Origin of the sequence: Pedobacter sp. R-06 (assembly GCF_049913135.1) — a bacterium.
Classification (GTDB): Bacteria; Bacteroidota; Bacteroidia; order Sphingobacteriales; family Sphingobacteriaceae; genus Pedobacter.
On the sequence record NZ_CP183977.1, the window covers coordinates 1,202,791 to 1,226,789 of the forward strand.

19 protein-coding genes are annotated in these 23,999 nt (G+C 39.4%); 5 read left to right on the forward strand and 14 right to left on the reverse strand.

All coding sequences use genetic code 11. The features are described from left to right. Positions 1-118 precede the first annotated feature (118 nt). The 3 genes from ACN9MR_RS05195 to ACN9MR_RS05205 form a co-directional block, all read right to left on the reverse strand. On the reverse strand, positions 119-424 hold the full coding sequence (locus ACN9MR_RS05195; RefSeq protein ID WP_426328550.1) for a GIY-YIG nuclease family protein: 306 nt from the start codon (positions 422-424) through the stop codon (positions 119-121). 149 nt (positions 425-573) lie between these two features. Then, positions 574-1,437 carry a dienelactone hydrolase family protein gene (locus tag ACN9MR_RS05200; RefSeq protein ID WP_426328551.1) on the reverse strand — a complete coding sequence of 288 codons (864 nt, stop codon included), beginning with the start codon at positions 1,435-1,437 and terminating at the stop codon, positions 574-576. A 62-nt stretch (positions 1,438-1,499) separates the two neighbouring features. Then, positions 1,500-2,501, reverse strand: coding sequence for a phosphotransferase enzyme family protein (locus ACN9MR_RS05205; RefSeq protein ID WP_426328552.1), 1,002 nt, complete (start codon positions 2,499-2,501; stop codon positions 1,500-1,502). A 109-nt stretch (positions 2,502-2,610) separates the two neighbouring features. Here ACN9MR_RS05205 and ACN9MR_RS05210 point away from each other — a divergent pair, with 109 nt between their 5' ends. Beyond that, on the forward strand, positions 2,611-3,204 hold the full coding sequence (locus ACN9MR_RS05210; RefSeq protein ID WP_426328553.1) for a 2OG-Fe(II) oxygenase: 594 nt from the start codon (positions 2,611-2,613) through the stop codon (positions 3,202-3,204). A gap of 1 nt (position 3,205) precedes the next feature. Here the strand turns inward: ACN9MR_RS05210 and ACN9MR_RS05215 are convergent, their stop codons facing one another. Further along, positions 3,206-3,934, reverse strand: a complete 729-nt coding sequence (locus ACN9MR_RS05215) for a LytR/AlgR family response regulator transcription factor (protein WP_426328554.1) — start codon at positions 3,932-3,934, stop codon at positions 3,206-3,208. Next, entirely contained in the window at positions 3,931-5,427 is a 1,497-nt protein-coding gene (locus ACN9MR_RS05220) for a sensor histidine kinase (RefSeq protein ID WP_426328555.1), read from the reverse strand. Before ACN9MR_RS05220 ends, ACN9MR_RS05215 begins: the two co-directional genes overlap by 4 nt. A 342-nt stretch (positions 5,428-5,769) precedes the next feature. Here ACN9MR_RS05220 and ACN9MR_RS05225 point away from each other — a divergent pair, with 342 nt between their 5' ends. From ACN9MR_RS05225 to ACN9MR_RS05235, 3 genes are all read left to right on the forward strand, one after another. Continuing rightward, positions 5,770-6,669 carry an ABC transporter ATP-binding protein gene (locus ACN9MR_RS05225; RefSeq protein WP_426328556.1) on the forward strand — a complete coding sequence of 300 codons (900 nt, stop codon included), beginning with the start codon at positions 5,770-5,772 and terminating at the stop codon, positions 6,667-6,669. After that, on the forward strand, positions 6,666-10,184 hold the full coding sequence (locus tag ACN9MR_RS05230; protein WP_426328557.1) for a M1 family aminopeptidase: 3,519 nt from the start codon (positions 6,666-6,668) through the stop codon (positions 10,182-10,184). Before ACN9MR_RS05225 ends, ACN9MR_RS05230 begins: the two co-directional genes overlap by 4 nt. 316 nt (positions 10,185-10,500) lie before the next feature. Beyond that, positions 10,501-10,806 carry a GIY-YIG nuclease family protein gene (locus ACN9MR_RS05235; RefSeq protein ID WP_426328558.1) on the forward strand — a complete coding sequence of 102 codons (306 nt, stop codon included), beginning with the start codon at positions 10,501-10,503 and terminating at the stop codon, positions 10,804-10,806. Between the two features lie 365 nt (positions 10,807-11,171). Here the strand turns inward: ACN9MR_RS05235 and ACN9MR_RS05240 are convergent, their stop codons facing one another. From ACN9MR_RS05240 to ACN9MR_RS05275, 8 genes are all read right to left on the reverse strand, one after another. Further along, positions 11,172-12,113, reverse strand: a complete 942-nt coding sequence (locus tag ACN9MR_RS05240) for a helix-turn-helix domain-containing protein (RefSeq protein WP_426328559.1) — start codon at positions 12,111-12,113, stop codon at positions 11,172-11,174. 26 nt (positions 12,114-12,139) lie between these two features. Next, positions 12,140-13,240 carry an efflux RND transporter periplasmic adaptor subunit gene (locus ACN9MR_RS05245; protein WP_426328560.1) on the reverse strand — a complete coding sequence of 367 codons (1,101 nt, stop codon included), beginning with the start codon at positions 13,238-13,240 and terminating at the stop codon, positions 12,140-12,142. A gap of 13 nt (positions 13,241-13,253) precedes the next feature. Next, complete coding sequence (locus tag ACN9MR_RS05250) at positions 13,254-16,538, reverse strand: efflux RND transporter permease subunit (RefSeq protein WP_426328561.1); 3,285 nt, start codon at positions 16,536-16,538, stop codon at positions 13,254-13,256. 13 nt (positions 16,539-16,551) lie between these two features. After that, complete coding sequence (locus tag ACN9MR_RS05255; RefSeq protein WP_426328562.1) at positions 16,552-17,946, reverse strand: TolC family protein; 1,395 nt, start codon at positions 17,944-17,946, stop codon at positions 16,552-16,554. Between the two features lie 236 nt (positions 17,947-18,182). Continuing rightward, positions 18,183-18,602 carry an SRPBCC family protein gene (locus ACN9MR_RS05260; RefSeq protein ID WP_426328563.1) on the reverse strand — a complete coding sequence of 140 codons (420 nt, stop codon included), beginning with the start codon at positions 18,600-18,602 and terminating at the stop codon, positions 18,183-18,185. 203 nt (positions 18,603-18,805) lie between these two features. Continuing rightward, positions 18,806-19,324 (reverse strand): protease, encoded by a 519-nt coding sequence (locus ACN9MR_RS05265; RefSeq protein WP_426328564.1) that lies wholly within the window; start codon positions 19,322-19,324, stop codon positions 18,806-18,808. Positions 19,325-19,482: 158 nt separating this feature from the next. Then, on the reverse strand, positions 19,483-20,673 hold the full coding sequence (locus ACN9MR_RS05270; protein WP_426328565.1) for an SGNH/GDSL hydrolase family protein: 1,191 nt from the start codon (positions 20,671-20,673) through the stop codon (positions 19,483-19,485). 668 nt (positions 20,674-21,341) lie between these two features. Next, positions 21,342-22,436 (reverse strand): AI-2E family transporter, encoded by a 1,095-nt coding sequence (locus ACN9MR_RS05275; protein ID WP_426328566.1) that lies wholly within the window; start codon positions 22,434-22,436, stop codon positions 21,342-21,344. Between the two features lie 184 nt (positions 22,437-22,620). On the opposite strand from ACN9MR_RS05275, the gene ACN9MR_RS05280 reads away from it, so the two are divergent. Beyond that, the gene (locus tag ACN9MR_RS05280; protein WP_426328567.1) at positions 22,621-23,439 is read left to right on the forward strand and encodes an alpha/beta hydrolase; all 819 of its coding nucleotides are present in this window, start codon (positions 22,621-22,623) and stop codon (positions 23,437-23,439) included. A 6-nt stretch (positions 23,440-23,445) separates the two neighbouring features. Here ACN9MR_RS05280 and ACN9MR_RS05285 read toward each other — a convergent pair whose 3' ends face one another. After that, entirely contained in the window at positions 23,446-23,808 is a 363-nt protein-coding gene (locus tag ACN9MR_RS05285) for a response regulator (protein ID WP_426328568.1), read from the reverse strand. Positions 23,809-23,999: the final 191 nt, after the last annotated feature.

The window sequence follows — 23,999 nt, forward strand, 5'->3', positions numbered from 1 at the left end:
TCTCTATGGGTATCGTCATTTCGACCGTAGTGGAGAAATCTGTGTCCACAGCTTTATAGCATCTTTAAAAGATTTCTCGGCTTCGCTGCGCTGCGCTCGAAATGACGAGCTATAATCCTTACTCATCCCACTCATTTATAATTTTTGTCAAATCATCCCAGTTTTCATTAAAACTATTAATTAGCGCATCTTTTTTCGCTCTATTCCACCTTTTTAGTTGCTTTTCCCGATCAATAGCTTCTTCTATAGATATATAAACTTCGTAATAAACACAAAGAATGAGATTATACTTTGCCGTAAAGGATTTGGGGTAAATTTTATTCTGATGTTCGTAAATACGGCTTCTTAAATCAGAAGTAACACCAATATATAAAGTTGTTTTTTGATAATTGGTCATGATGTAGATGCACCCTCCGCGTTCCATATACTGAATTTAAGAAGAAAAATCTTTATTTCGACCGTGGTCGAGAAATCCTTGGAGTTGTTTTATAGCGCCTTTAAAAGATTTCTCGACTTCGCTGCGCTGCGCTCGAAATGACGAAACTAGTGGGAGTTCAGTCTGCAATAACGGATTTACCGCGTTAACACCGCCAGTTTCTGTTTAAAAAGATCAATTGTTCTGCTCCAGGCCAGTTTTGCTGCGGCTTCGTTATACCTCGTAGGTGAGGTATTGTTGTTAAAGGCATGGTTTACACCATCGTAGATGTAAATTCTGTAATCAATTTTATTGTCTTTTAAAGCTTGCTCATAAGCTGGAATCCCGGCATTGATGCGTTCATCCAGGCCGCCATAATGCAGCATTAAACTCGCTTTGATTTTAGGAACATCTGCCACATTGGCCTGGGCCCCATAATATGCAACAGCTGCCTGCAATTTAGGATCGTTAACTGCTAATTTATTGGCCATCCCACCTCCCCAGCAAAAACCAACACAGCCTACTTTACCATTGCCGTCTTTTCTATTGCGCAAATAGTCCAATCCTTTTAAGTAGTTCTGTAGATTTTTTTCGGGATCTAATTTGCCGATTAGTTCGCGTCCCTTATCTTCATCAGTTGGGGTTCCACCAAGTGGCGAAAGCGCATCAACACCAAGGGCCAGGAAACCTTCGGCGGCAACACGTTTGGTTACATCAATAATGTGTGGATTCAGACCTCTGTTTTCATGAATAACCAGTACGCAGCCTAAGTTCTTTTTGCCTTTTGGCTTGGCCAGAACAGCTTTCATTTCACCATCAACGCCAGCGTAGGTAATATTTTCAACTTCGATATCATCACTGTTAAAATCTGCTGCAGCGGCATAATTATTCTCTAGCATGGGTAGAATAGTCATGGCCAATGCCGTGCTGCCTGCCAGGATAGCCAGTTTTCTCATAAAATCTTTTCTGCTTACCTGACTGTGGGTATATTCATCGTACAGGTTGATTATTTTCTGATCCATCTTATTGATTTTGAATTACCATACAAGATAAACAAGGATGTCGAGATTTGAGGTAGCATTGCCTAAAAGTTACAATACATTTCTTCCCATTTTTTAATCAGTGTTACACGGTGTTTCGTATATCGAGGGGTCAAGAAAGTATTAGACCAATCATCGTAATTATCATAAAAGAATTTCAGGAAGAAAATATGAAAGGCGATCCCCAGATAAGGAATGGCTTTTAATTCATCGTCAGTTAAGGGCCTAACTTCCTGGTAAGCATTTAAAAAGGTATTAAAATCTTCTGCTGCCTGTTCCTTTGAGATTAAATTATTGAGTTGATGGAAGAAATAATGGTTAAGGAACGACATTAAATCGTTGATCAGAAATCCCTCACCTGCAAAATCGAAATCAAAAAAGGTAATTTTTCCTGCTTCATCAAAATGGAAGTTTTTAGGAAAGAAATCATAGTGGCAATAACCATAACTGAATTTTGAGGTATCAAATCCTTCGAACTTTTTTGCCACTTTATCGGCGATGTTCGTCAGGTATTCAAATTCCTCAGGCATTTCTGCAAAATGAGGTTTTAAATCGCGCAAAGGTTCAAATAACGTTGTTTCAAAGTTAAATGCAGGACGTGGATTACTGAGCTTAATTGAAGCAGTAGTTTGGTGTAATTTAGCAACGTCTAGTCCCAATTGGATAAGGTGTACATTTTCAAGATCCAAAATCACTTTTCCTTCAGCAAAAGAAAACAGTACGCCGTTTCTTAAGCCTTCAATGGCATTAAACTGTTGAATTTGTTTCCCATTTACATCGGTTATAGGGTAAGAAACCGAATTTTCATTTGCTTTTAAAATATTGAGCAATTCTACTTCAGCTTCAATTTCATTGCGTTTACGGTGTGCATCGCGGTAGATTTTGAAAATATATTTCTGGCTTTTGTTTTCCAGAATATAAGTATCGCTTACATTTCTGATGAGTAAACGGCATGTTGTAGATGGATCTAACTGATATGCATCAATTAAATAATCTTTTAAAGCAGTGGCAGATAAAGTGGAGTATTGTGCAGGGAAAATGTTCATAAGTAGCGCCTTGGGATTTCAAATATAAATTTTAGAAATGAGATCTTAACCATTAAATAAGGCTATCTTACACCCCTTAGGCGAGCTGTTTTAAGATTAATCTAATCTGTTGGAAAAAATATTTGATTGCCTTATCGATAGTTTTATCAAAGATAAAGTAGGGATAGCCGAGAACTTTTTAAGTGTTTCTTTAGCAACGCACCTTAAAGATAACCTGATCGGGTTATTTGAAAACAAAAAACTTTTAAATGCTGGTGTAGGAAACGATCAGGTTGTGAATCAAAATAAGTTGATTAGAAGCGACGTGATTTACTGGTTGGATAGAAAGCATAACAACCAACACGAAAATGATTTCTTCGATCTGATGGACGAATTTGTAGTTTATTTAAACCGCACCTGTTATACGGGCATTACCGGCTACGAATTTCATTATACACTTTACGAATCGGGCACGTTCTACAAAAAACATATCGATCAGTTTCAGAACAACGGAAGCCGGCAATACTCGATGATTATGTATCTGAACAGCGACTGGAAAGTAGGAGATGGGGGAGAGCTACGCATTTATCATGTTAATGAGGAGCAGAATATCTCGCCTAATAACGGTAAAAGTGTTTTCTTTAAAAGTTCAGACCTGGCACACGAAGTATTACTTACCAATAAACAGAGGATGAGCATTACGGGCTGGCTAAAGATTGGTTAATTCAATCCTCAATATCGAGCAACTGTTTGATCATCCCTTTATAATTTTTACCGACAGGAACCTCCTGACCGTTTTTGAGCACAATGGTGTTGCCCTCTAAATAGTCGACATATTTTTTGTTGAGAATAAAAGATTTATGAATTCGGATAAAATAATCGGCTGGTAACTGATCTTCAAAACTGGCCAATGTTCTGGGCGTTAGCAGGAAATCACCGTTTTTCCAAACCTTTACATAATTACCCAGGCTTTCTAAATATTGTATTTCTTCGGTTTTTACCAGGATGTGTTTTTTGTCTGCTTTAATAGCGATTTGCCCATAACTTTTGGGTTCTGTTTTTTCGGTTTCAATGGGGCCTGCAGTTTGTTTTTTAAGGTTGTACAATTCCAGCGCCCGGTTAACGGCTTTTAAAAAACGGTCGAACCGGAAGGGTTTTAACAGGTAATCGCAAACCGCCAGATCAAAACTCTCTAAAGCGTATTCTTCGTATGCCGAAGTAATAATTACAAGCGGCTTATGCGGTAAGGTCCTCAAAAAATCCAGGCCGTTTAGTTTGGGCATCCGGATATCCAGGAAAATTAAATCTACCTGCTGTTTATTCAAAAAATCTAAAGCCGCTGTAGCGCGGTAACAATCACCAACAATGTTAATAAAAGGAATATCTTTCGCATATTCGGTTATTACGCCATGTGCAAGAGGTTCATCATCTACTATTAAGCAACGTAAGCTCATGTTAACTGGAGTTTGAGTTCTGCCCTAAAGATATTAGCAATGGCGGTCATTTCCAATGTATAACGATTAGGATAAAGCAATTCTAGTCTCTTTCTTAAATTATCAATCCCAATTCCTTTAATTCCGTTTACTTCTTCAGGGTCGAAGGAGTTCTCGCAACTGAAAATAAGCGTGGTATCATTGCTGATTAATGATAGTTTCAAACTGGCAGTATCATCCGCAGGTTCTATACCATGTTTAAAAGCATTTTCGATAAGCACAATTAGCAAGAGGGGCGCAATATCTACCTGATCATTTTTAACCTGTTTATCAAATTCAAAATGTAAGGTTTTTTGCAAGCGGATTTGTTGCAATTGAATATAATCATCAATATAATTTAACTCCTGCGAAAGTTTAACTGTTTTTTCCTGCCCCTTGTAAATCGTATACCGCATCAGTTCTGATAGTTGCAAAATACTTTCTGGTGTTTTATCCGATTTTTGCAAGCTTAATGCATAAAGGTTGTTAAGGGTATTAAAGAAAAAATGTGGATTAAGCTGTTGTTTTAATAAATCGAGTTCAGTTTGCGATTTTTCCTTTTCTAAAGAGAGAATCCTGTTGTTCTGTTTTCCCCATTGCAACGCCAAAACCACCGGCAAGCTGATGAGCATGATGGCAAAGGCGCCAAAAGCATTTTCCAATTCGAAAGGGTTGGGTACGAATATACTTCGGCCAAAAACCGTGTTAATGGGTAACGAAATTAACAATTGGGCCAATAAGGGATATAGAACAGCAATGGTGGCTGAAAGTGTTAAAAGGTAAATGAACAAACCCTTCTCTTTAAGGATTTTAGATACGAGTAAACAGCTATTGATCAGGAAAAGCAGGTATCCGCATAAATACATGATCAGGAATTGTGAAAAGAAGCCTAAAAATGTTCCAAAATTGAACAATAGCATTTTAATGTTGAATTCGAAACCAACCAAACGGAAACCCTTCCTTTGGTAGATCGGATTGTCCAGGCTCGAAACAGCCATTACCGAAATGGTTGCAGCGAGTAAAATGATGGTAATGAGGACGGCATTTTCCAGACCGATTTTTTTGATCCATTTAATGTGCTGTACTTTTTTCTGGTAATACTGATTGGCAATCAACATGATTTCGAGGGCGACTGCCGCCAAAGCTGTTGAAATAAAAACAGCATTGTCAAGCTTCGCAATTTGCAGGTAAAATGCAATGTCAGTAAAAAGCGGAAGCAGGATAAAGAAGCAAGTGCACCAGTGAGCAACATATCGATTTCGACTGAGGACGTTTTTTAGTCTGGTTTTAAGAAAAGAAAAAATAAGAACAGGGAGCAAACAGAAACCCAAAGCCAAAATACAGCTGGCATAGGTACGCCAAATATTAGTGGTTACGCTGTAAGTGTTAAAAATGGCTATCCACAACAAAAGGCCAATAAATATGAAAAAATCCTGGTATTTATAGTTGTAGCTAAAGTTTTTTGTACTGAGCATTTTGTTAAATAGGATAATGTTATTTAAAAAGATGTCATCCTGTCCAAAGGACTCCTGTGGTGAGCGTAGTCGAAGGATAAGCTTTTTTTGATTGATCTAATTGTATGGGACTCCGACTCCACTTAGCCTGACAATCTCAGCGTGACTAATCTTTTAAACAATATTTAAAGGTATGAAAGTTTGAAGTCCGCGTAAAATTTAGATGATGAAAGGCATGTTTTTGATGATGAAAGGAATTCTAATCCTGTTTTATGCATTCATCATCATTTTAAATGCGTTGGTCACTTAAATTATTTGCTGTGGTTTTGCCTGTCTAATTTGCATCCATCTTAATTATTTAACATGGTACGGCTTAAAATACGGCAACTTACGAAATCTTATCAAAATGGGGTAAAGGTCCTTGATGATGTTACCCTGAACATTGCAAATGGCATGTTTGGCTTATTGGGGCCGAATGGCGCAGGTAAATCGTCGCTTATGCGCACACTTGCAACCTTACAGCTACCAGACGCTGGTCAGGTTCATTTTGATGGACATGATGTGCTGCAAAATCCTCAGGAAATGCGGAATAAACTGGGTTATTTACCGCAGGATTTTGGTGTTTATCCTAAAATTTCAGCGCTTGATCTGTTAAACCACCTGGCCGTTTTAAAAGGCCTGCAGCATAAAAATGAAAGAAAAGAACAGGTGACTTCTCTTCTGCAACAGACCAATTTATTTGAAGTAAGAAAAAGGTCTGTCAGCACTTTTTCTGGTGGTATGCGACAGCGTTTCGGCATTGCGCAAGCTTTATTGGGCAACCCGCAGTTAATTATTGTTGATGAGCCCACCGCAGGTCTTGATCCACAGGAAAGGAACAGGTTCCACGATCTGTTAAGTGAAATCGGTGCCAACCGTGTGGTTATCTTATCCACTCACATTGTAGAGGATGTGAACGACCTTTGCGCTGAAATGGCCGTAATGGCCAATGGCAAGTTGATTTTACAAGGTAAACCTTCAGATTTAACTCAAAAGTTAAATGGGAAAATCTGGCGAAGGGTAATCGATAAGGCAGATCTGGCACAATATTCATCCGTTTTTAATGTAATTTCTACGAAAATTATTTCGGGTAAGTTCCACATTTTCGTGCTGGCTGATGAATGTCCTGCACACGTTTTCGAAGCGGTTTATCCTAGCCTTGAAGAGGTATATTTTTCTTCATTATTTGGCTCTGCCAATCAAAATCCGGAGGTTGGGTTATGATTATAGATTTACTAAAATTTGAACTGAAATACCATTTCGGGCAGATATCGTTCAAAGTGGCTGCGCTTTTGTTTTTTATTCTGGGGTATTTCTGTGTAGTACAGGGTGGATTTGGTTCTGAAGAGGTGCATAAAAATTCACCTTATGTCATCACCAATATCATCGCCCTGCTTTCACTTTTCTCTATCTTTTCGGGCACCTTATTTAGTGCTAATGTGGTACTGAGAGATAGTATGTATAAAATGGAAGCAGTTGTTTTTACTACTTCGATCAAAAAACTTCCTTATTTTGTTATAAGGCTTTTGGGCTTGCTGATTGCGGTTTTTAGCTTATTGCTGCTGGTTGCCCTGGGTATTTATGCAGGCACTTTATTTATCGATGCCGATCGTTTAGGTGGGTTTCATATTACTTATTTTTTACAGCCGCTTTTAATTTTTGCCTTACCTAATGTGCTATTCGCTGCAGGTATTTTATTCTGTACTGCCATATTAACCAAAAATGTACGGGCAATTTATGTGGTAGGTGTGTTAATTTACATTTTGTATATGCTCGCTTCGATATTTGGCAATTCGCCATTGTTGGCCACTTCGACAATGAAAGCAAGTAGCCCGGATATTTTACCTATACTTTTAGATCCTTTTGCTTTAGCCTCGTTTTTTGGCGAAACCAGAACCTGGACCGATCTACAGCGCAATCAACAATTATTCCCATTAGATGGTGCATTTTTACTCAACAGGCTGCTGTGGCTTGGTTTTACTGCCTTTCTAATGATGATTACCTATCGTTTATTCAATTTTCGTTTGCATCAGCCACGACAGGTAAAAATTAAGACAGTTAAAGTAGAACAGATTAAATTAATCCCTTATCGTGCTTTAGCCGTATTGTCAAATGGCTTTCGTTATCATCTGAACACGTTCTTTGCGCAGTTTAAACTCGAAATGATATTCCTGTTTAAAAACATCTCTATTATGGTAATGCTCTTGTTGTGGGTTTTTATATTCGGGGTAGAGTTAAAAGACGAGCTATTCAGTGGTGTTTATGGTATTCACAGCTATCCGGCAACAGGTATTATCATCGAAAAAATACGTTCAATGAAATTCGGACTGATCCTGATTATTTTTTACGCAGCAGAAACCATTAGCAGAGAAAAAGCAGTAAATATTCATTCGTTAATTTACAGTACACCTGTTCAGAATTCAGCATTTTGGATGGCGAAAAGCATGAGTCTTTTTGCGCTGGTTTTCATCCTCGTCACTTTAAATATTGGGATCGGCATTGTACTGCAGCTTACACATGGCTATTTCCAGATCGAATTGCCCCTATATTTATCGTTGTACTATTACAGTGCATTCCCTTTGTTGCTTTTTGTGGTACTCATTATTTTTATTCAGAATTTGAGTGCGAACAAATATCTCGGCATGTTACTAAGTATGGTAGTCGTTTTCTTAATCTCATATGCGGAGCGCTTCGGTCTGGAACATTATCTTCTCCGATTTGCAACAGTACCTGATTTACTACATTCTTATTTTAACGGTTTTGGATATTATGCCAGCGCATTCAACTGGTATATGCTGTATTGGTCGGCTTTTGTAATTGTTGTTGCAGTTTTAACCATTGGGCTGTGGCAGCGTTCGGCTGAAATTAAGGCTAAATCGAGGTTCGAATCGGTGGGTTTGGCATTTAAGCAACATCAATGGATTACTGTTTTAGCATTGCTAACCTGGGTTTTCTGTGGGGCATTTATTTATCATCAAACCAATATTGTCGGGAGGTATAAAAATAAGCAGGAGCGGTTAGATTGGAGCCTGGCTTATGAGCAGAAATATAAAGCGCTGGCAGGCCTGCCCCAACCAGTAATTAAAACTGTTAAAACCAATGTAGATTTATACCCTAATGAAGGGAAATATACCATTAAAGGCACTTACCGTTTAAAAAATGAATCCAAAATACCTATTGCCAAAATCTGGACTTACGTTAGCCCTGCTGTAAATTCATTTTCTATGACCATTAGCGGAAGTAAAAAAAACGAAAGAGATGAAGCATTTAATCAGCAGTTTATCACTTTAAAAATACCATTGCAACCTAATGAAGAAGTTATGATGGATTTTTCAATTGAAGTAATCCGCTCTGGATTTATTACTTTTAATAGCGAAAACTCTATTGTAAAAAATGGGACCTATATTGAATTGGAGAAAATTGTTCCTCAGTTTGGTTATTGTTATAACTTTGAAAGCGAAGATAAACGGGCCCGGAAAAAAGCAGGTTTAGCCGAAATAGCCACCAAGCCCAATTTTAACAATACTTACGAACTGATCGATTTAGAAACGGTCATTTCTACTGATGTAGATCAGCAGGTGATTACCGTTGGTGAATTGCAAAAAAACTGGATGGCCAATAACCGAAGCTATTTCAGGTACAAAACTTCGGTTCCCATAAATTTTATGTTTGCCTTGAGCAGTGCGAGGTATGGGGTGAAAAAAGAAAAGTACAAGGGAGTAGATCTTAGGGTGTACTATCAACCTGGACAAGAGTATAACCTGAAAAGTATGTTTAAGGCCCTTCGAGATGCCTTGGATTATGGTAATACGAATTTTGCTAAATATCCATTAAAACAATTAAGCATTGCCGAGATTCCTCAATATAAAGGTGCTGCAACAGCTTATCCAGGAGTAGTTTTCAGTGCAGAGAACATTAATTTTCTGGGAAATTATAGTCAGAAAGGTGCTATTGATCAAAGTTATGCCATAACTGCGCATGAAACTGCACACCAATGGTGGGCAAATATATTGGCTCCTGCAGACGGTGCAGGTTATGCCATGCTCACCGAATCGTTGGCTAAATACACCGAAAATGTGTTGATTGAAAAGACTTTTGGCAAAATGTATTTGAGGAAATATTTGGCTTATGATAATAACCTCTACTTTTTAAACCGGAATAATAACGAAAAGGAGCTACCCTTGGCCAAAACCTTAGATCAGCCATATGTACATTACCAAAAAGGAGGATTAACGATGTATGCGGTGAAAGAATTAATGCGAGAGCAGAAATTCAATGCTATATTGAGTCAGTTTATTACCGATCACGAAAACCCGAAGCCCAAAGCTACAGCAACCGATTTGGTTAATGCACTTTTAAAGGAAGCTTTGCGTAAGCATAAAAAGTTTATCACTGATTGTTTTAATGAGGTGGTTACATATGATTTGGGTATTAAAGTGATCAATTGTAAAAAGCAGAGTAGCGGAAAATTTAAAGTTGATCTTGAAATTGATGCAGAAAGGTTAAGTGGTGGCAACAAACAATTGCCCGATCTTGAGTTGGATGTAGCTTGCTTTGATCAATTGGAAATAGCTTGGGAAGCTGATACTAAGGCCATATACGCCCAGAAGATCCAAGTAAAGCAGCGCAAAACTAAACTTTCTATCATTGTCGGCCGTAAACCAAAAACAATAGCCATTGATCCATATGGATATGTATTGGATGCTGATAAAGGCGATCACGTAGCTGTGGTGAAATAAAAAAACTTGTAGAAAGATCGTCATTTCGACCGCAGTAGAGGAATTTTTGGACTTTAGTAACTTTAAAAGATTTCTCCATTCCGCTACCGGTGAAGAACCGGTTGGCTTCAGTCGAAATGACGATTTTTCTATGCTACAATTTACTATTTTAAGCCTATTTCCCCTAGTTTCGTCATTTCGAGCGGAGCGCAGCGCAGTCGAGAAATCTATTGCGTTAAATTTTTTAGTTCTGCAACCAACGAATACTGGTTGCACTACAATCTAAATGAAGATATTTTTTAGTTGAAATAACGATTTTCTCTGTAAATTCATAAATATGGAACTCGGAGGATGGATCTACATCATGACCAATTATGAAAAAACGACATTATACATTGGCGTAACCTCCGATCTAAGAAGCCGTGTTTATGATCATCAAAATAAAATTTATCCCGATTCCTTCACTGCGAAGTATAATTTGATTTATTGTGTTTATTTCGAGGATTTTCTGTCGATCGAAGAGGCCATCAATCGGGAGAAGCAATTAAAAAAATGGAGTAGATCAAAGAAAGAAACGCTAATTAATAATTTTAATAAGAATTGGAACGATTTAACTGAAGTTATAAATGAGTGGGATGAATAATGGGGATCTAAGTGATTTAATTTGTCTTGATAGATTTCTCCATTCCGCAACTGGTGAAGAACCAGTTAACTTCAGTCGAAATGACGACCTTTCTAATATATTCTTCGGAGGTATAATTCTTCAAGTTTCGTCATTTCGAACGGAGTGCAGTGTAGTCGAGAACCACGAAGTGCTAAGCGAAGCTAAATCTAACTTGATAGATTTCTCCATTTTGCTACCGGTGAAGAACCGGTTGGCTTCAGTCGAAATGACGAAACTACCGGAGATGATGGGCCATTTAGTTATCGGTCAATAAAAAAGCGCCGTTTCCTTACTTCAGGATTGGCGCTTCACTTATTAAACGACTAGGTTTAATACGATTATGATCAATTTGCTCTAAAACCCTTTGGGGTACATTGCATCTGACGTTTAAAAAATATGTTAAAATTTGCCGGATATTCGAAACCCAGGCAATAAGCGATCTGTGCAATATTCCATTCGGTATGTTTCAGTAAGGCCACCGCTTCGGTTGCGATCCTTCTCGAAATGTGTTCAGAAGTGGTTTTGCCTGTTACTTCTTTTACCGCATGGTTTAAGTGATTTACATGCACCAACAAGCGAAAGGCGAAATCGTGGGCTGTTTTCAACTCCAAAATATGCTCTGTAGAACCAATTGGGAACTGCCTTTCCAATAATTCGATAAATAATGAAGTTAAACGGGCCGATGCATTATTCTGTTTAAAGATAACATCCTGAGGTTTAACCTTTAGTGCTTCATGAACAATAAGCTGTACATAGTTTCTTAACAGATCGTATTTATGGATGTAATCGCCATCCATTTCTTTCATCATTTTAGTAAAGATATCGGTTAAGATAACTTCCTGCTCTTCGCTAATGTGGATTACCGGGCTATCATTAATCCGCCACAATAAGGAATCGCGAAGGGTTTCGTTACGGTTATGGATAAAATTCTCGGTAAACAAACAGAAGAAACCAGCAGGTTTTGGCGAAGTACTTTCCCATGAATATGGAATATTCGGATTGGTAAACAGTAACGCCCGTCCTTTAATTTCAATCTGCGCATCAGGGTAATGCAAAATCCCATTGCCTATGATCAGCGAAATCTTATAGAAATCTCTGCGGCTAAAAACAGATGGTACGTTGCTGCAAACAGTAGTGCGGTTAAAAACATTAAAGTGCCCGATATCATTGATCATCCCTAAACTTGGCGTAGGAATTTCAGGCCTTGTGATTTTTAATTTATTGTAAAAATCCTCTAATGTTTCCTTTTTTTGAAGGGTAGAAAGCTCTTGATTTTTTGATAACATATTTTAAGTGCTTAATACAGGTAAAGTTATGGTTTAATCGTCATTCCTTCATGCATTTCCTCGGTCGGTTCTGCCACTAATTTGTCACCTTCTGCTAAATCGCCGAAAACTTCTACTTTATCGTCGGTTTCACGGCCTTTTTTTACACCCACTTTAACCGCTTTATTATCGGCTACTTTTAACACGAACAATCCTTCGCTGGTATCCAATAAAGCTTTTTTAGAAATGATAAAGGTGCTGGCATTGGCCGGAAGCGGAATGTTTACTTCAGCAACCATGCCTGGTAATAATACCTTCGAAGCATTTGATACATCCATTTCAATGCGCTCAGCACGTAAGCGTAAATCTAAGGCACCCGACAAACGTTTCACTTTAGCCTTAAATGTTTGACTAGGCAAAGATTTAACGGTAAAACTAATCTCATCACCAGCTTTTAAATATCCGGTATAAACTTCCGGGATGGAAACGGCCAGACGGAGGTTTTTCTGATCCTGTAAAGTAAATAAAGGTAAATCAGAACCTTTGCCTGTTGGACCGACATAAGCCCCTAAATTCACATTTCTGGCGGAGATGATTCCGCTGAACGGTGCCCTGATGGTTAAATAATCCTGAACTGCCCCCACTTCTTTATAAGCTGCTTTTGCTGCTTCGAGTTGTGCAAGGTCTGCGTTTTTTTTAGCCAGCGCCTGGTCCAGGTCGTTTGTAGAGATCGTTCCAGGGGTTTTGCTGGTTTCGTACAAACGGTTATAAGTTGCTTTGCTCGCGGTATAAATGGCTTCCTGTGCTTTTATCCGCGACTGTGTTGCAGCCAGTTGCGAAGTCATTTCAGGAGCTTCCAAAGTCATCAACAATTGACCTTTACTTACTTCTGAACCGATATCAACTTTTAGTGTTTTTACGAAGCTACTTACTTTAGCGTATAGATCAACTTGTTGCAAAGCAATTAATTCGCCTGGCAAACTCAGTTTGGTGGATAGCTTTTCTTTTTTTAGATCGAAGGTGGCTATAGCTGATTCTTTTTCTTTCTTGGGTGTTACTTTCGATTCGGAGTGCCCACAGCCATACATAGCCGTTAGCACTAAAAATCCTGTACTTAATAATCCTGTTGAAAATATCTTCGTATTCATTTGTGATGATGATTTATTCTTTTTCTTGTAAACCTTTAATGTAATGGATGCTTTCTTCGTCTTCCGGATCAAGCGATATCGAATCGGTGGTCTGTTTTCCCTGAACCCATGCAAATACCAGTGGCAATATAATGAGTACGGCAAATGTTGAAGCCAGTAAACCACCAATAACTGCTCTACCAAGGGGCGAAACCGCTCCACCACCTTCACCGTGGCCGATGGCCATTGGCAACATACCCGCAATCATTGCAATACTCGTCATGATAATTGGGCGTAAACGTAATGCTGCAGCTTCTCGTGCCGATTCGAGTGCATTGCCATTGTGCTTTCTTAGTTGCTCTGCATTGGTGATGAGCAATACTGCATTGGCGATAGATACACCCACCGACATGATAATCCCCATATACGATTGCAGGTTTAAGGTTGATCCGGTAATGGTTAACAACAATAACGAGCCTAAAATAACCGCTGGTACAGTGGCTAAAATAACCAATGGAACTTTAAAAGACTGGAAATTGGCTGCCAGCATCAGAAAAATTACAACAATGGCTACAAATAAGCCTGATTGTAAGCTATCTAAAGTATCGGTTAATACTTTGCTTAAGCCAATAGCGGTAACATTTAATCCCCTTGGTAGTTCGCCAACGTTTTTAATGGCTTTTTCTACATCTTTTGATGCTGAACCCAGGTCGGTATGGTAAAGGTTTGCCGTTACTGATAGGAAAGGCATAGCACCAATGTTATCGTTTTCGCCAGCCGTGGTATCAGGAGTAATTTTTGCAACATCGCTTAAAACCGGTCGTGCCGAATTTTTCAACAGCGGAATTTCGCCAATATCATCTTTACTGGTCATTTGATTCAGCGGCACCTGAACCTGAACACTGTAAGGCAATGCCGCTTTTTCATCTAACCAGATATTTTTATCCGTATAACGCGATGATGAAGTTGAAGCGATCAATGATCGGGAAATATCGGCCATATCTACCCCGATCTGTGCTGCACGGGTCCTGTCGATATCGATATTTAACGATGGATATTTAATGGGCTGTGCGAGCTGAACATCTCGCATGTAAGGTATTTCCTTCAATTCTGCGAGGATTTTATTGGCATACTTTTCATTCAGTTTTTTGTTTTTGCCTGCAATACGAACTTCAACGGGGGTAGGAGAGCCTTGGCTCAATACCTTATCCGTTAGCTCTATTGGCTCGAAAGAAAGTTTAACATCAGGCAGAACTTTTTTGATTTTCTCCCTGAACTGATCTTTAAAATCATCCATGTCTTCTTCGAAGTCTTTTAAACTTACCTGGAAAACAGCCTCATGCGGACCTGCCATAAACTGGTAGATGGGGTTTACCGAAAACTGGGCAGGGTGCTGACCAACATAAACGGATGATATACCCATATGTTCTTCGCCAACCATTTTTTTCAGCTCAGCTAAAACCACATTCGCTTTTTCTTCAGTACGTTCTAAACGCGTTCCATCAGGCGCACGTAAACGCAACTGAAACTGACTTGAGTTAACTCTTGGTAAAACATCGCGGCCAATATTCGCCAGTAACAGGGCGGCTAAACCGATAATTGCCACCAAATAAACTATAACCACAGATTTTCGGTAAGGCAGTATCCGGTCAAGGAAACGCATAAAACGGTTCCGGAACTTATCAAAGAAACCAATTTTGCCATTGCCACTAAAATCTTCACGTTCTACCAGCACTCTTTTCTGGTTTAAGGTATCTTTCTCCGATTCGAGTGTAATGCCGGTTGCTGCAAAATCAGCCTCATCCTGTGTAATGCCAGGGTGATGTTCATTGCCTTTTTTAGGGTGTGCAACCATTAGCCAGTTGGCCATAATTGGTACGAAAGTTTGTGATAACAGGAATGAAACCACCATCGAAAAGCCGATTGCCAATGCCAATGGTAAGAATAATGCTCCTGGAATCCCTGTCATGGTAAATGCAGGTGCAAATACAGCAAGGATACAGAACAGGATTAACAGTTTCGGGAAAGCGATTTCCTTACAAGCATCCCAAATGGCCAGGGCCTTGGGTTTGCCCATATCAAAGTGCTGGTGGATGTTTTCTATCGTTACCGTCGATTCATCTACCAGAATACCAATGGCTAAAGCCAATCCGCTCAGTGTCATGATGTTGATCGTTTGTCCGAATAACTTCAGGAACAAAACACCAGCAATAATGGATGTTGGAATGGTGAGGATTACAATCAATGCCGCACGTTTATCACCCAGGAAAAGCAAAACCATCAAACCTGTTAATATCGCACCGATTGCGCCCTCACTGATCAGACTTTTTACGGCGTTGATTACATAAACAGACTGGTCGAACTCATAAGAAAGCTTAACATCTTCCGGTAAGGTATTTTGGATGTTCGGTAGGTTTTTCTTTAAGTTTTTAACCACATCCCAGGTGGAGGCATCCCCAGATTTAGCGATACTTAAGTATACCGAGCGTTTGCCATTGATTAAAGCATAACCTGCTACTAAATCAGCTCCATCTTTAACGGTTGCTACATCGCGGAGCTGCAAATTTTGTACACTGCCTTTAAATAGGGGAATGTTCTCGAAATCTTTAACCTTTTTAATGGTATAATTGGTGGGTGTGATATAGTTTTTATCGCCTATCCTCACATTTCCTGAAGGTGCGGTCTGGTTATTTAGCCTAATGGCTTCAACCACTTGATCTACCGTTAGGTTATGTGAACGCAAAAGTGAAGGATTTACATTGATTTCTATCGTTCTCGGACTACCTCCAAAAGGGGCAGGAGAAAGCAAACCTGGTATCGCTGAAAAACTGGGGCGCACATACGTATTGGCCAGATCCTGCAGTTCGTTGTTGGTACGGATAGGGCTGCTTAATACCAACTGTCCAACGGGAAGCGATGAAGCGTCAAAACGGATAACAAAGGGTGGTTGTGAACCTGGTGGGAAAATGGCCTGCGCCCTGGTAGATAGCGCACTTAGCTCTGCCGCCGCCTGTGCCATGTTGGTACCCTCGTAATAGGTTAGCTTCATTAACATTAAACCCTGCGTGTTTTTGGTTTCGATGCTTTTAATACCGTTTGCAAAAAGCAGGATATTAACGTACTGTTTACCAAAATAAGCCTCCATTTGATCAGGGGTATATCCGCCAAAAGGGTGGGCAATATAAATTACCGGAAGGTTCATCTGCGGAAGAATATCAACCTTGATCTGATTGATGGCTCCTATACCGAAAAAGAACAATCCAGCTACTAAAACTAAGATGGATATAGGCTTGCGGAGTGCGAAACGTATTAAATTCATTTATATAGCCAGATTAAAATTCGTTGATAAATATGTCGTAATTGCCGAGTGCTGCCGATTTTAATAGCAAGGCTTGCCAAACATTGGTAAAGGCAATATCCCGATCCGTTTCGGCCCGGTTTAGCGTAAACAGGGCCTGCGTAAGATCTACCAATGTGGTGAGCCCGTTTTTGTAGAGCGTATTTTTCTGCAGATAGGCATCGGATGCCGCTTTTACCTGAATAGGTGCTTCTCTGTAATTGGCCAAAGCGTTGGCCAGTTTAGTTTCTGCAAGTGCCAATTGTGCTTTAAGTTGCTGATCAACAAGGTTATATTCTTCTTTTAAACCCTGGCTAATATATTCCTGTGCACGTACCTGCGGGCGGTTTTTAAGTAAGGTTGAGAGGTTCCAGGTCATTCCTATGCCAATCAAATAGTTTCCGCGGGTAGGGTTTATACCATCGGTATAACTGGTAGAATAAGCAGCCTGATCTAAGGCATAACCCGGACTAAAACCCGAACCACGGCCCTGTATTACACCGAATAAACTAAACGTAGGGTAGTATAATCTTCTGAAATAATTAACCTGTTGCTGGCTAACATCAACACGGTTTTGGTAAAACTTTAACAGTGGATGTGAGCTTTTGATTGTTGTGTCTTCGAGCAGATTGCCAGGGATACGCGTAATTGAGGCGGTATCTAACTCGTATGAGGTTGCGGTTAATCCCATTAATACGCCCAAACGGTTGGCCTGTTCCTGCTCTAAGTCTTTAGCTTTTGTTAACGCAATTTTGGCATTAGAAACTTCTGCTTTTGCGAAAGAAGAATCTACTCCTGCAATTAATCCGTTTTTAGCCCTGATGATAGCCGTATTTTTAAAGGTAACAGCGCGATCGAGATTTTTCTGTTGCGTTTTGCTTAACCTTTGCGCAGCCAGCAAATTTAAATATGCCGCAGAAACACGGATTTCCTGCTGGAATTTCTCCTGTTCCAGATCATTTTTGTCTCTTTGGTAAGCGGCATCGGCAATTTTAATGCGTTCTCTGATTTTTCCAAAAGTGAAGAAATCCCAGTTAACGTTGGCCAGATAAAGCCCACCGAATGCAGCATTCCAGTTTTGTTTGTCTAGAGCAGGACCAGATGAGGCTGTTCCCAAACCACCAAGTCCATATTGCGGTCCGTTTTGGCCGTTAATGGTTCCATAATCTTGTTGGGCACTTAAACTGAAGTTTGGCAAATACTCTCTTTTGGCCTGTTGGATAGATGATTTCGATGCGTTGGCATAATTATCTTTGGCCTTAATGGTGCCATAATTGCTTAATGCGGTGTTAACAGCTTGTTTAAGGCTAAGCGTTTGTGCGCTTACGCCGATGGATAGACTGATAAATAATAATAGTAACGAAAAAGAGAATAAAGATATACGAGACATAGTGTATAATTTACACGGCAAATGTAAATTATGATTGCAATATCAAAGTATTCGGTTCAAATCAAAAATTATGCGAATCAAATAATAATCGAATTGTTACTTAAGGCGTAAAAAGGGACAGTTACTGCTGCTAGAAATAAGAAGAGGCTGTATCATAACAGTTAAATTGTCATCCTGAGCCTGTCGAAGGACGGATGGAATTTCAAATGTGATACAGCCTGTTTATAACAAGGTGTTTATGATTGCTCTGTATAACTTTTAAAATTATCCAGAATGGCCTGCCAGCCACCACGTTGCATTTCGATTGGGTTGGTAGATTCGGCATCGAAAGTTTCAGTCACCCTGGTTTGTTCGCTCAATGCATCAAAAACAATGCTTACGGTTCTGCCATCTTCCATGGTATATTCTATTTTTTTGATGGGATCAACCGTGGTATAGGTTCCTCCGAAATCAAAACTCATGCTGCCATCTTTTGCCGCCATGGTGCTTTTAAATTTACCGCCAACTTTTAAATCGTTTTCCGAATAAGGGGTATGCCAATCTGGTGAGGCAAAGGCCCACTTAGTAATGTGATCCGGATTGTTCCAAAATTCCCAAACTTTTTCTACGGGTGCATTTACTGTTGTTTCTACTGTGATTGATATTTTATTTTCCATGTTTTATGGTGTTTAATTTTTTAATAAAGTTATAGGAACTTTAACAACTCAGAAAGCGTAAATGCGACAAAATAGGGGGTAATATGCCACTATTATATAATTAAGCTTTACGATTAGCGAAATGGTTAACTACTGATAAAAAAGAATGCACACAGGTAATTAATTAAAATACCTGTGTGCATCTCCATACAACCCAACTAAGCCTAGTGTAGTTCCGTATAAATAAAAGTAACCGTGTCTTTAGATATTAAGCCGCTCATATTTCCGCCTGTGTAAACTGCCTGATAGCTCGATCCTTTTTTCAGGTCGTAGGCTTTAAGTAAATCGGCGTTTGCAACCAGGCTATCACCTGGGTTTACCTTCGAATAACTCGATGCAGGAGGTGGCATTACTCTTTTGGCCATTGCGCCTTTGTACTGTGCTTCTTCTCCTTTCTCGTCGGTAATGCTTAAATAACTGCTCATTAAAGGTTCAAATGGTGTATGCCAGATGCAGAAAGTTTTTACACTATCGGTATTGTTGTACACCACAAACCTTAGTAATAGTGGATCGCCGGCAGCTACATTGCCATTTATTTTTATTTTAACCTCAAGCGAATCGGTTTTATTAGCAGTAGTTTGAGGCATGTTTTCGCTTTTACTATTTGCGGTGTTTCTGGTGGCCTCGCTGCAGGCAGAAAACAATACTAAAAGTGCCGGGATGATAAATTTTAAGTTTTTCATTGAAGAGTTTTTTTATAAGCAAATGAATGTTGATATTGTTTTAATTAATAAACTAAAACGATTAAGTGTTATAAATATATAGATTTATGTACAGCTTGCAATGCTGCAGTTAAATAGATCCGGACTGCAAATCCAAGCCAACAAAATAAATTAAACCATCAATTCGGGTTTACCAAAAAGTAAGCAATGCGGCAGGCATAACCTGTAGATTTTGAGTTGTGCTGATCGCTGATCCGTACACTTAATTTATGCGTTCCAGTGAGCTGATCGCCCAGAAGCAGGTACCATGGCAAATGCAGGCTTGAACTCCATTGTGTGTACAGATCGATCATTTTTTCTTCTCCGTCATCTATGCGGTAATGGAGCGCGCCCGCATCTGGACCTGATAGAATAGCAATCCCCACAGCGTTTCCTTTAAAAATCAGATCGAAGGTACTGTTCCTGGTATTGCTTTCGAGCACCGGGATATTAACAAAACCAGGTCTTCCTTCCAGCCCGTCGGTTGGCTTCCAGTTTTTATTGATGCTAAAAGTATTTAAGTTTTCGGCGCTATTAATGCTAAGATATTGTCCTTTGGTATAGGCAAATTTATCAATGATTTTAGGAAGGCCTGCTGAAGTTTTCTTGTTGGCATTTTTCTGATTTTCTTCCAGATAAGTTTTAATGGTATTGAAATAAAGTTGTTGGCCAAATGGCGATGGATGCAGGTCTTTAAAATCAGCCGTCCAGGTAAATTCTCCATTGGCAATACGTTTATCTACTTCTAAAGCAAGGTTAATAAATGGCAAGTGATAATATTCAGCTAAATCGCTGTGTACTTTTACTTCAGTTGGGATTTTACCTTTGTTAAAATCAGCATTTTTATCTTCATCGGCAAAAGCCATCATTACGATGTCTGTTTTCGGGTTCTTATTTAAAGTATGTCTGATAATGCCTTCTAAAGCACGGCGTTGTGTTTGTTCAGCGGTTTTGTTGACATGATCGTTAACAGCCGATTCTACAAACAGGAGGTCAATTTTTCCACTGTCGAGTACATCCCGCTGAAGACGGAACGCGTGTGGCAAACTGCCCAGTGATGGAATACCTGCGTTAATGAACCTGAACTTTGTTTGTGGATAAGTTTTGGCCAAATAGTTACTTACCAATCCACGCCAGCCTTCCATATTGGTAATCGACCCACCCAAAAAGGCAACGGTTACGAGTTCGTTTTTCCCTAATTTTTCTACTATGGTAGAACTATAGCCATTAAAAGTGATGAAAGATGAAGATTGTAATTTATTTTGGGCAAAGCCTTCGAAAAATAGTACCGTAAGCAGTAGTGTCAGGCAAAGAAAAGAGGTCAGTTTCATGTTGATTAGCGTTAACCAAAAGTAATAAAATTTACAATTGAACGGAAGACCATGCGCAATTTATCCATTCGATTGTCACCCTGAGCGGAGTCGAAGGGTAATTTAATGACATTACCCGATTCAAAATCAGGAGCCCAGTGCCGGTACAAGATATCTGGGTTTCCTCCCGTTTTACTTTGCCTGCGGCTTCGTGTTCACTCCATCCGATAGCTATCGGATCGGGTCTGGGTAGCTCGTTAGGTGATGCTATTTTTGGCTGCGTGCTTACCTGCACCAACCTTTGTTTATAAACCCGGTAGCAGCGGCAGCCCCCGACCAAAGGAGGGGCTATAGCGGATAACGGGGCTGCTGTTCCCGATTAATGCTAAACGCTCATTTTCAGATAAAAACCATATAAAAGCTGTTAGGAGCGCAGAGCCACTACAAGATATCTGGGTTTCCTCCCGCTTTACTTTGCCTGGGGCTTCGTGTTCACTCCATTCAATGCTATCGGATCGGGTCTGGGTAGCTCGTTAGGTAATACTATTTTTGACTGCATGCTTACCTGCACCAGCCTTTGTTTATAAACCCGGTAGCAGCGGTTCCGATTTTACCGGAATTAGCGGATAACGGGGCTGCTGCTCCAGAAGAATTACTGAATGTCCGTTTTCAAATAAATAAAAGGAATATTAATTACCAGTAGCCACGGTTTTCTTCCTTCTAAACCTTTTCACCTGCCCCATATGTTCAGTCGGGATATTATCACCCAGCAATTTCCCCCAGGGTTTAAGACCATCAATCCGATCAAAGATGATTTTCAGTACCGCGATAAATGGGATGGAAAGGAACATGCCAGGTATACCCCAAAGTGCAGCACCCATTAATACAATTACAATGGAAATAAGTGCGTTGATCTGCACCTTACTCGAAACAATGCGAGGTACAAGGATATTGTTATCGATAAACTGGATAAGTGCATAAGCACCTATAATTAATAACTGGGTGGTAAAACCATCCATGGTTAAAGTCGCCATTAGCACTGGTAAGGCTATGGCAATAATACCGCCGATGTAGGGCAGCAGGTTCAGTATTGCCCCAATAACACCAATTAAAATGGCATTTTGTACACCGAGGATCAGCAGGGCCGCAGAATTCATTGCCGCAACAATTGAAGTTTCGATCAATAAACCGATGATATAGCTTTGTATTGCTGCTTTCGTTTCTCCTAAAATCTCGGCAACTTTTTGTTTGTTCTCTTCCGAAAACACCTCATAAATAAAATTAAGGATCAATGTTTTGTACAGCAAGATCAGAAAAGTATAAACAGGGATTAGAAAAACGACACTGAGCACACCCATTAAGCCACTTAAAGTTTGGCCAATTAAAGCTTTACTTCCATTTGCAGCATCGTTAACCATTTGCATCTGTTTTTGTGAGGAGATACCAAAGGTAGTTTGTAGCCAGGTTCTGATTTCTGCTAACAATTGTGATAATTTTTGTTTAATGCTTTCCAGATCGTCGAAAAAGTGGGCAACCTGCGAGGATAGAAAATAGAGTATGGCAAATACGACCACAATACCAATAACCATAGCGAGTATAATGCTTAGTATTTTAGGCATTTTTCTTTCGAAACGATTGGTAAGTGGGTTAAGTAATATCGCAATTAGCGCAGCGAAAGCAAGTGGCACAAGAATATCTCTCAGCACACTCATCATAAATACTGTAATTACTAATCCTAAAAGAATTACAGGAGCCTTGATGTAAAATGGGTAGGTTTTAAGCATTTTTAGATGGGTTCATCGTTCAACAACCATAAGGTAATAAAATTGTTTTAAAGTTTTTTAGCTCTTTAAGGAATAGATCATTAGGATATCATTATTTTTTGATTTCAGTTCGCAGAAATAGCAAACAATATCCAGTTATTTTATAAATTTAGCACCATATTATAATAATAATTAAAAACTCCATATGAAAAATAGCTTTTTAATAGCCACCTGTTTGTTTTTGTTTAGCCATGTTTTAAGCGCTGCGGAAGTAGATACCGCTTTAACCTATAGCAAATCGATGAACAAAAATATTAAAGCAGTGGTAATTAAACCCGATAGCTATAAAACAGGAAAAAATTTTCCGGTGGTTTACCTGCTCCATGGTGCCGGTGGTAACTATGCCGAATGGGCCAAAAAAGTGCCAGGGATTAAAAACCTGGCCGATCAGTACCAGTTTATTATTGTGTGTCCTGATGGTAATGTAACCAGTTGGTATTTCGACAGTCCGGTAGATCCTGAATGGAAATATGAAACCTATGTGGCTAAAGAGTTGGTAAGCTATATTGATGAACATTATAAAACCATAGCCGAAAAAAAGGGCAGGGCCATTACGGGTTTGAGCATGGGCGGCCATGGTGCATTATACCTGGCCATTAAACACCAGGATGTTTATGGTGCCGTAGGCAGCATGAGTGGGGGTGTAGATATTAAACCTTTTCCAAATGGGTGGAATATCTCGAAAAGATTGGGAACACAGGATGAATTTCCAGAACGGTGGAAACAGAACACCGTGATTGATATGATTTACCGCATTAAACCCGGATCGCTCGCTATTGCGATTGAATGTGGTACTGAAGATTTTTTCTATAAAATGAATGTACGTTTGCACGATGAGCTCTTGTACAACAATATTCCCCACGATTTTACCACCAGACCTGGTGCACACAACTGGGATTATTGGGCCAATGCCATTAAGTTTCAGAGTGTTTTCTTAAACAATTATTTTAACCCAAAACCTTAATATAGTTTAAGCAGCAAGCTGTGCACCTACTTTATTAATGAGGTTGCCGATATCAAATGGTTTAGCGATAAAATCGTTAGGGTGACAAATAATGCCTTGTATATCGTTTAAATTATGACTGGCCGAAATCATAATTACCGGTATGTGCAGGGTTAACCGGTCTGCTTTGAGTAGATTACAAAGATCTCGCCCATCGAGGGCACCTAACATCACATCCAGTAAAATTAAATCGGGTTTAAATTCGCTAATCCGCTGGTTGAAATAACTTGCATCCATAAGTCCACTTACCTGATAGCCTTCCAGTCTTAAAATTAATTCTATAACCTCCAGTATTTCCTCATTATCATCTACCACTAATATCTTTTTCATTTTCTCATTCTCCATCAGGTTATTGTGATTGTATTTAACGTGTTGTAAATAAATAACTTATGGTTGATTAACAAAGGCAGGGCTAAAAGGTTTCGATCTATTTTGACGAAAGCACAACGGCTAGTTTTAAACGTGCCTGTAATTCAATGAAAAAATAATAAGCAGACTCGTAATTATGCTAATCGTGATGA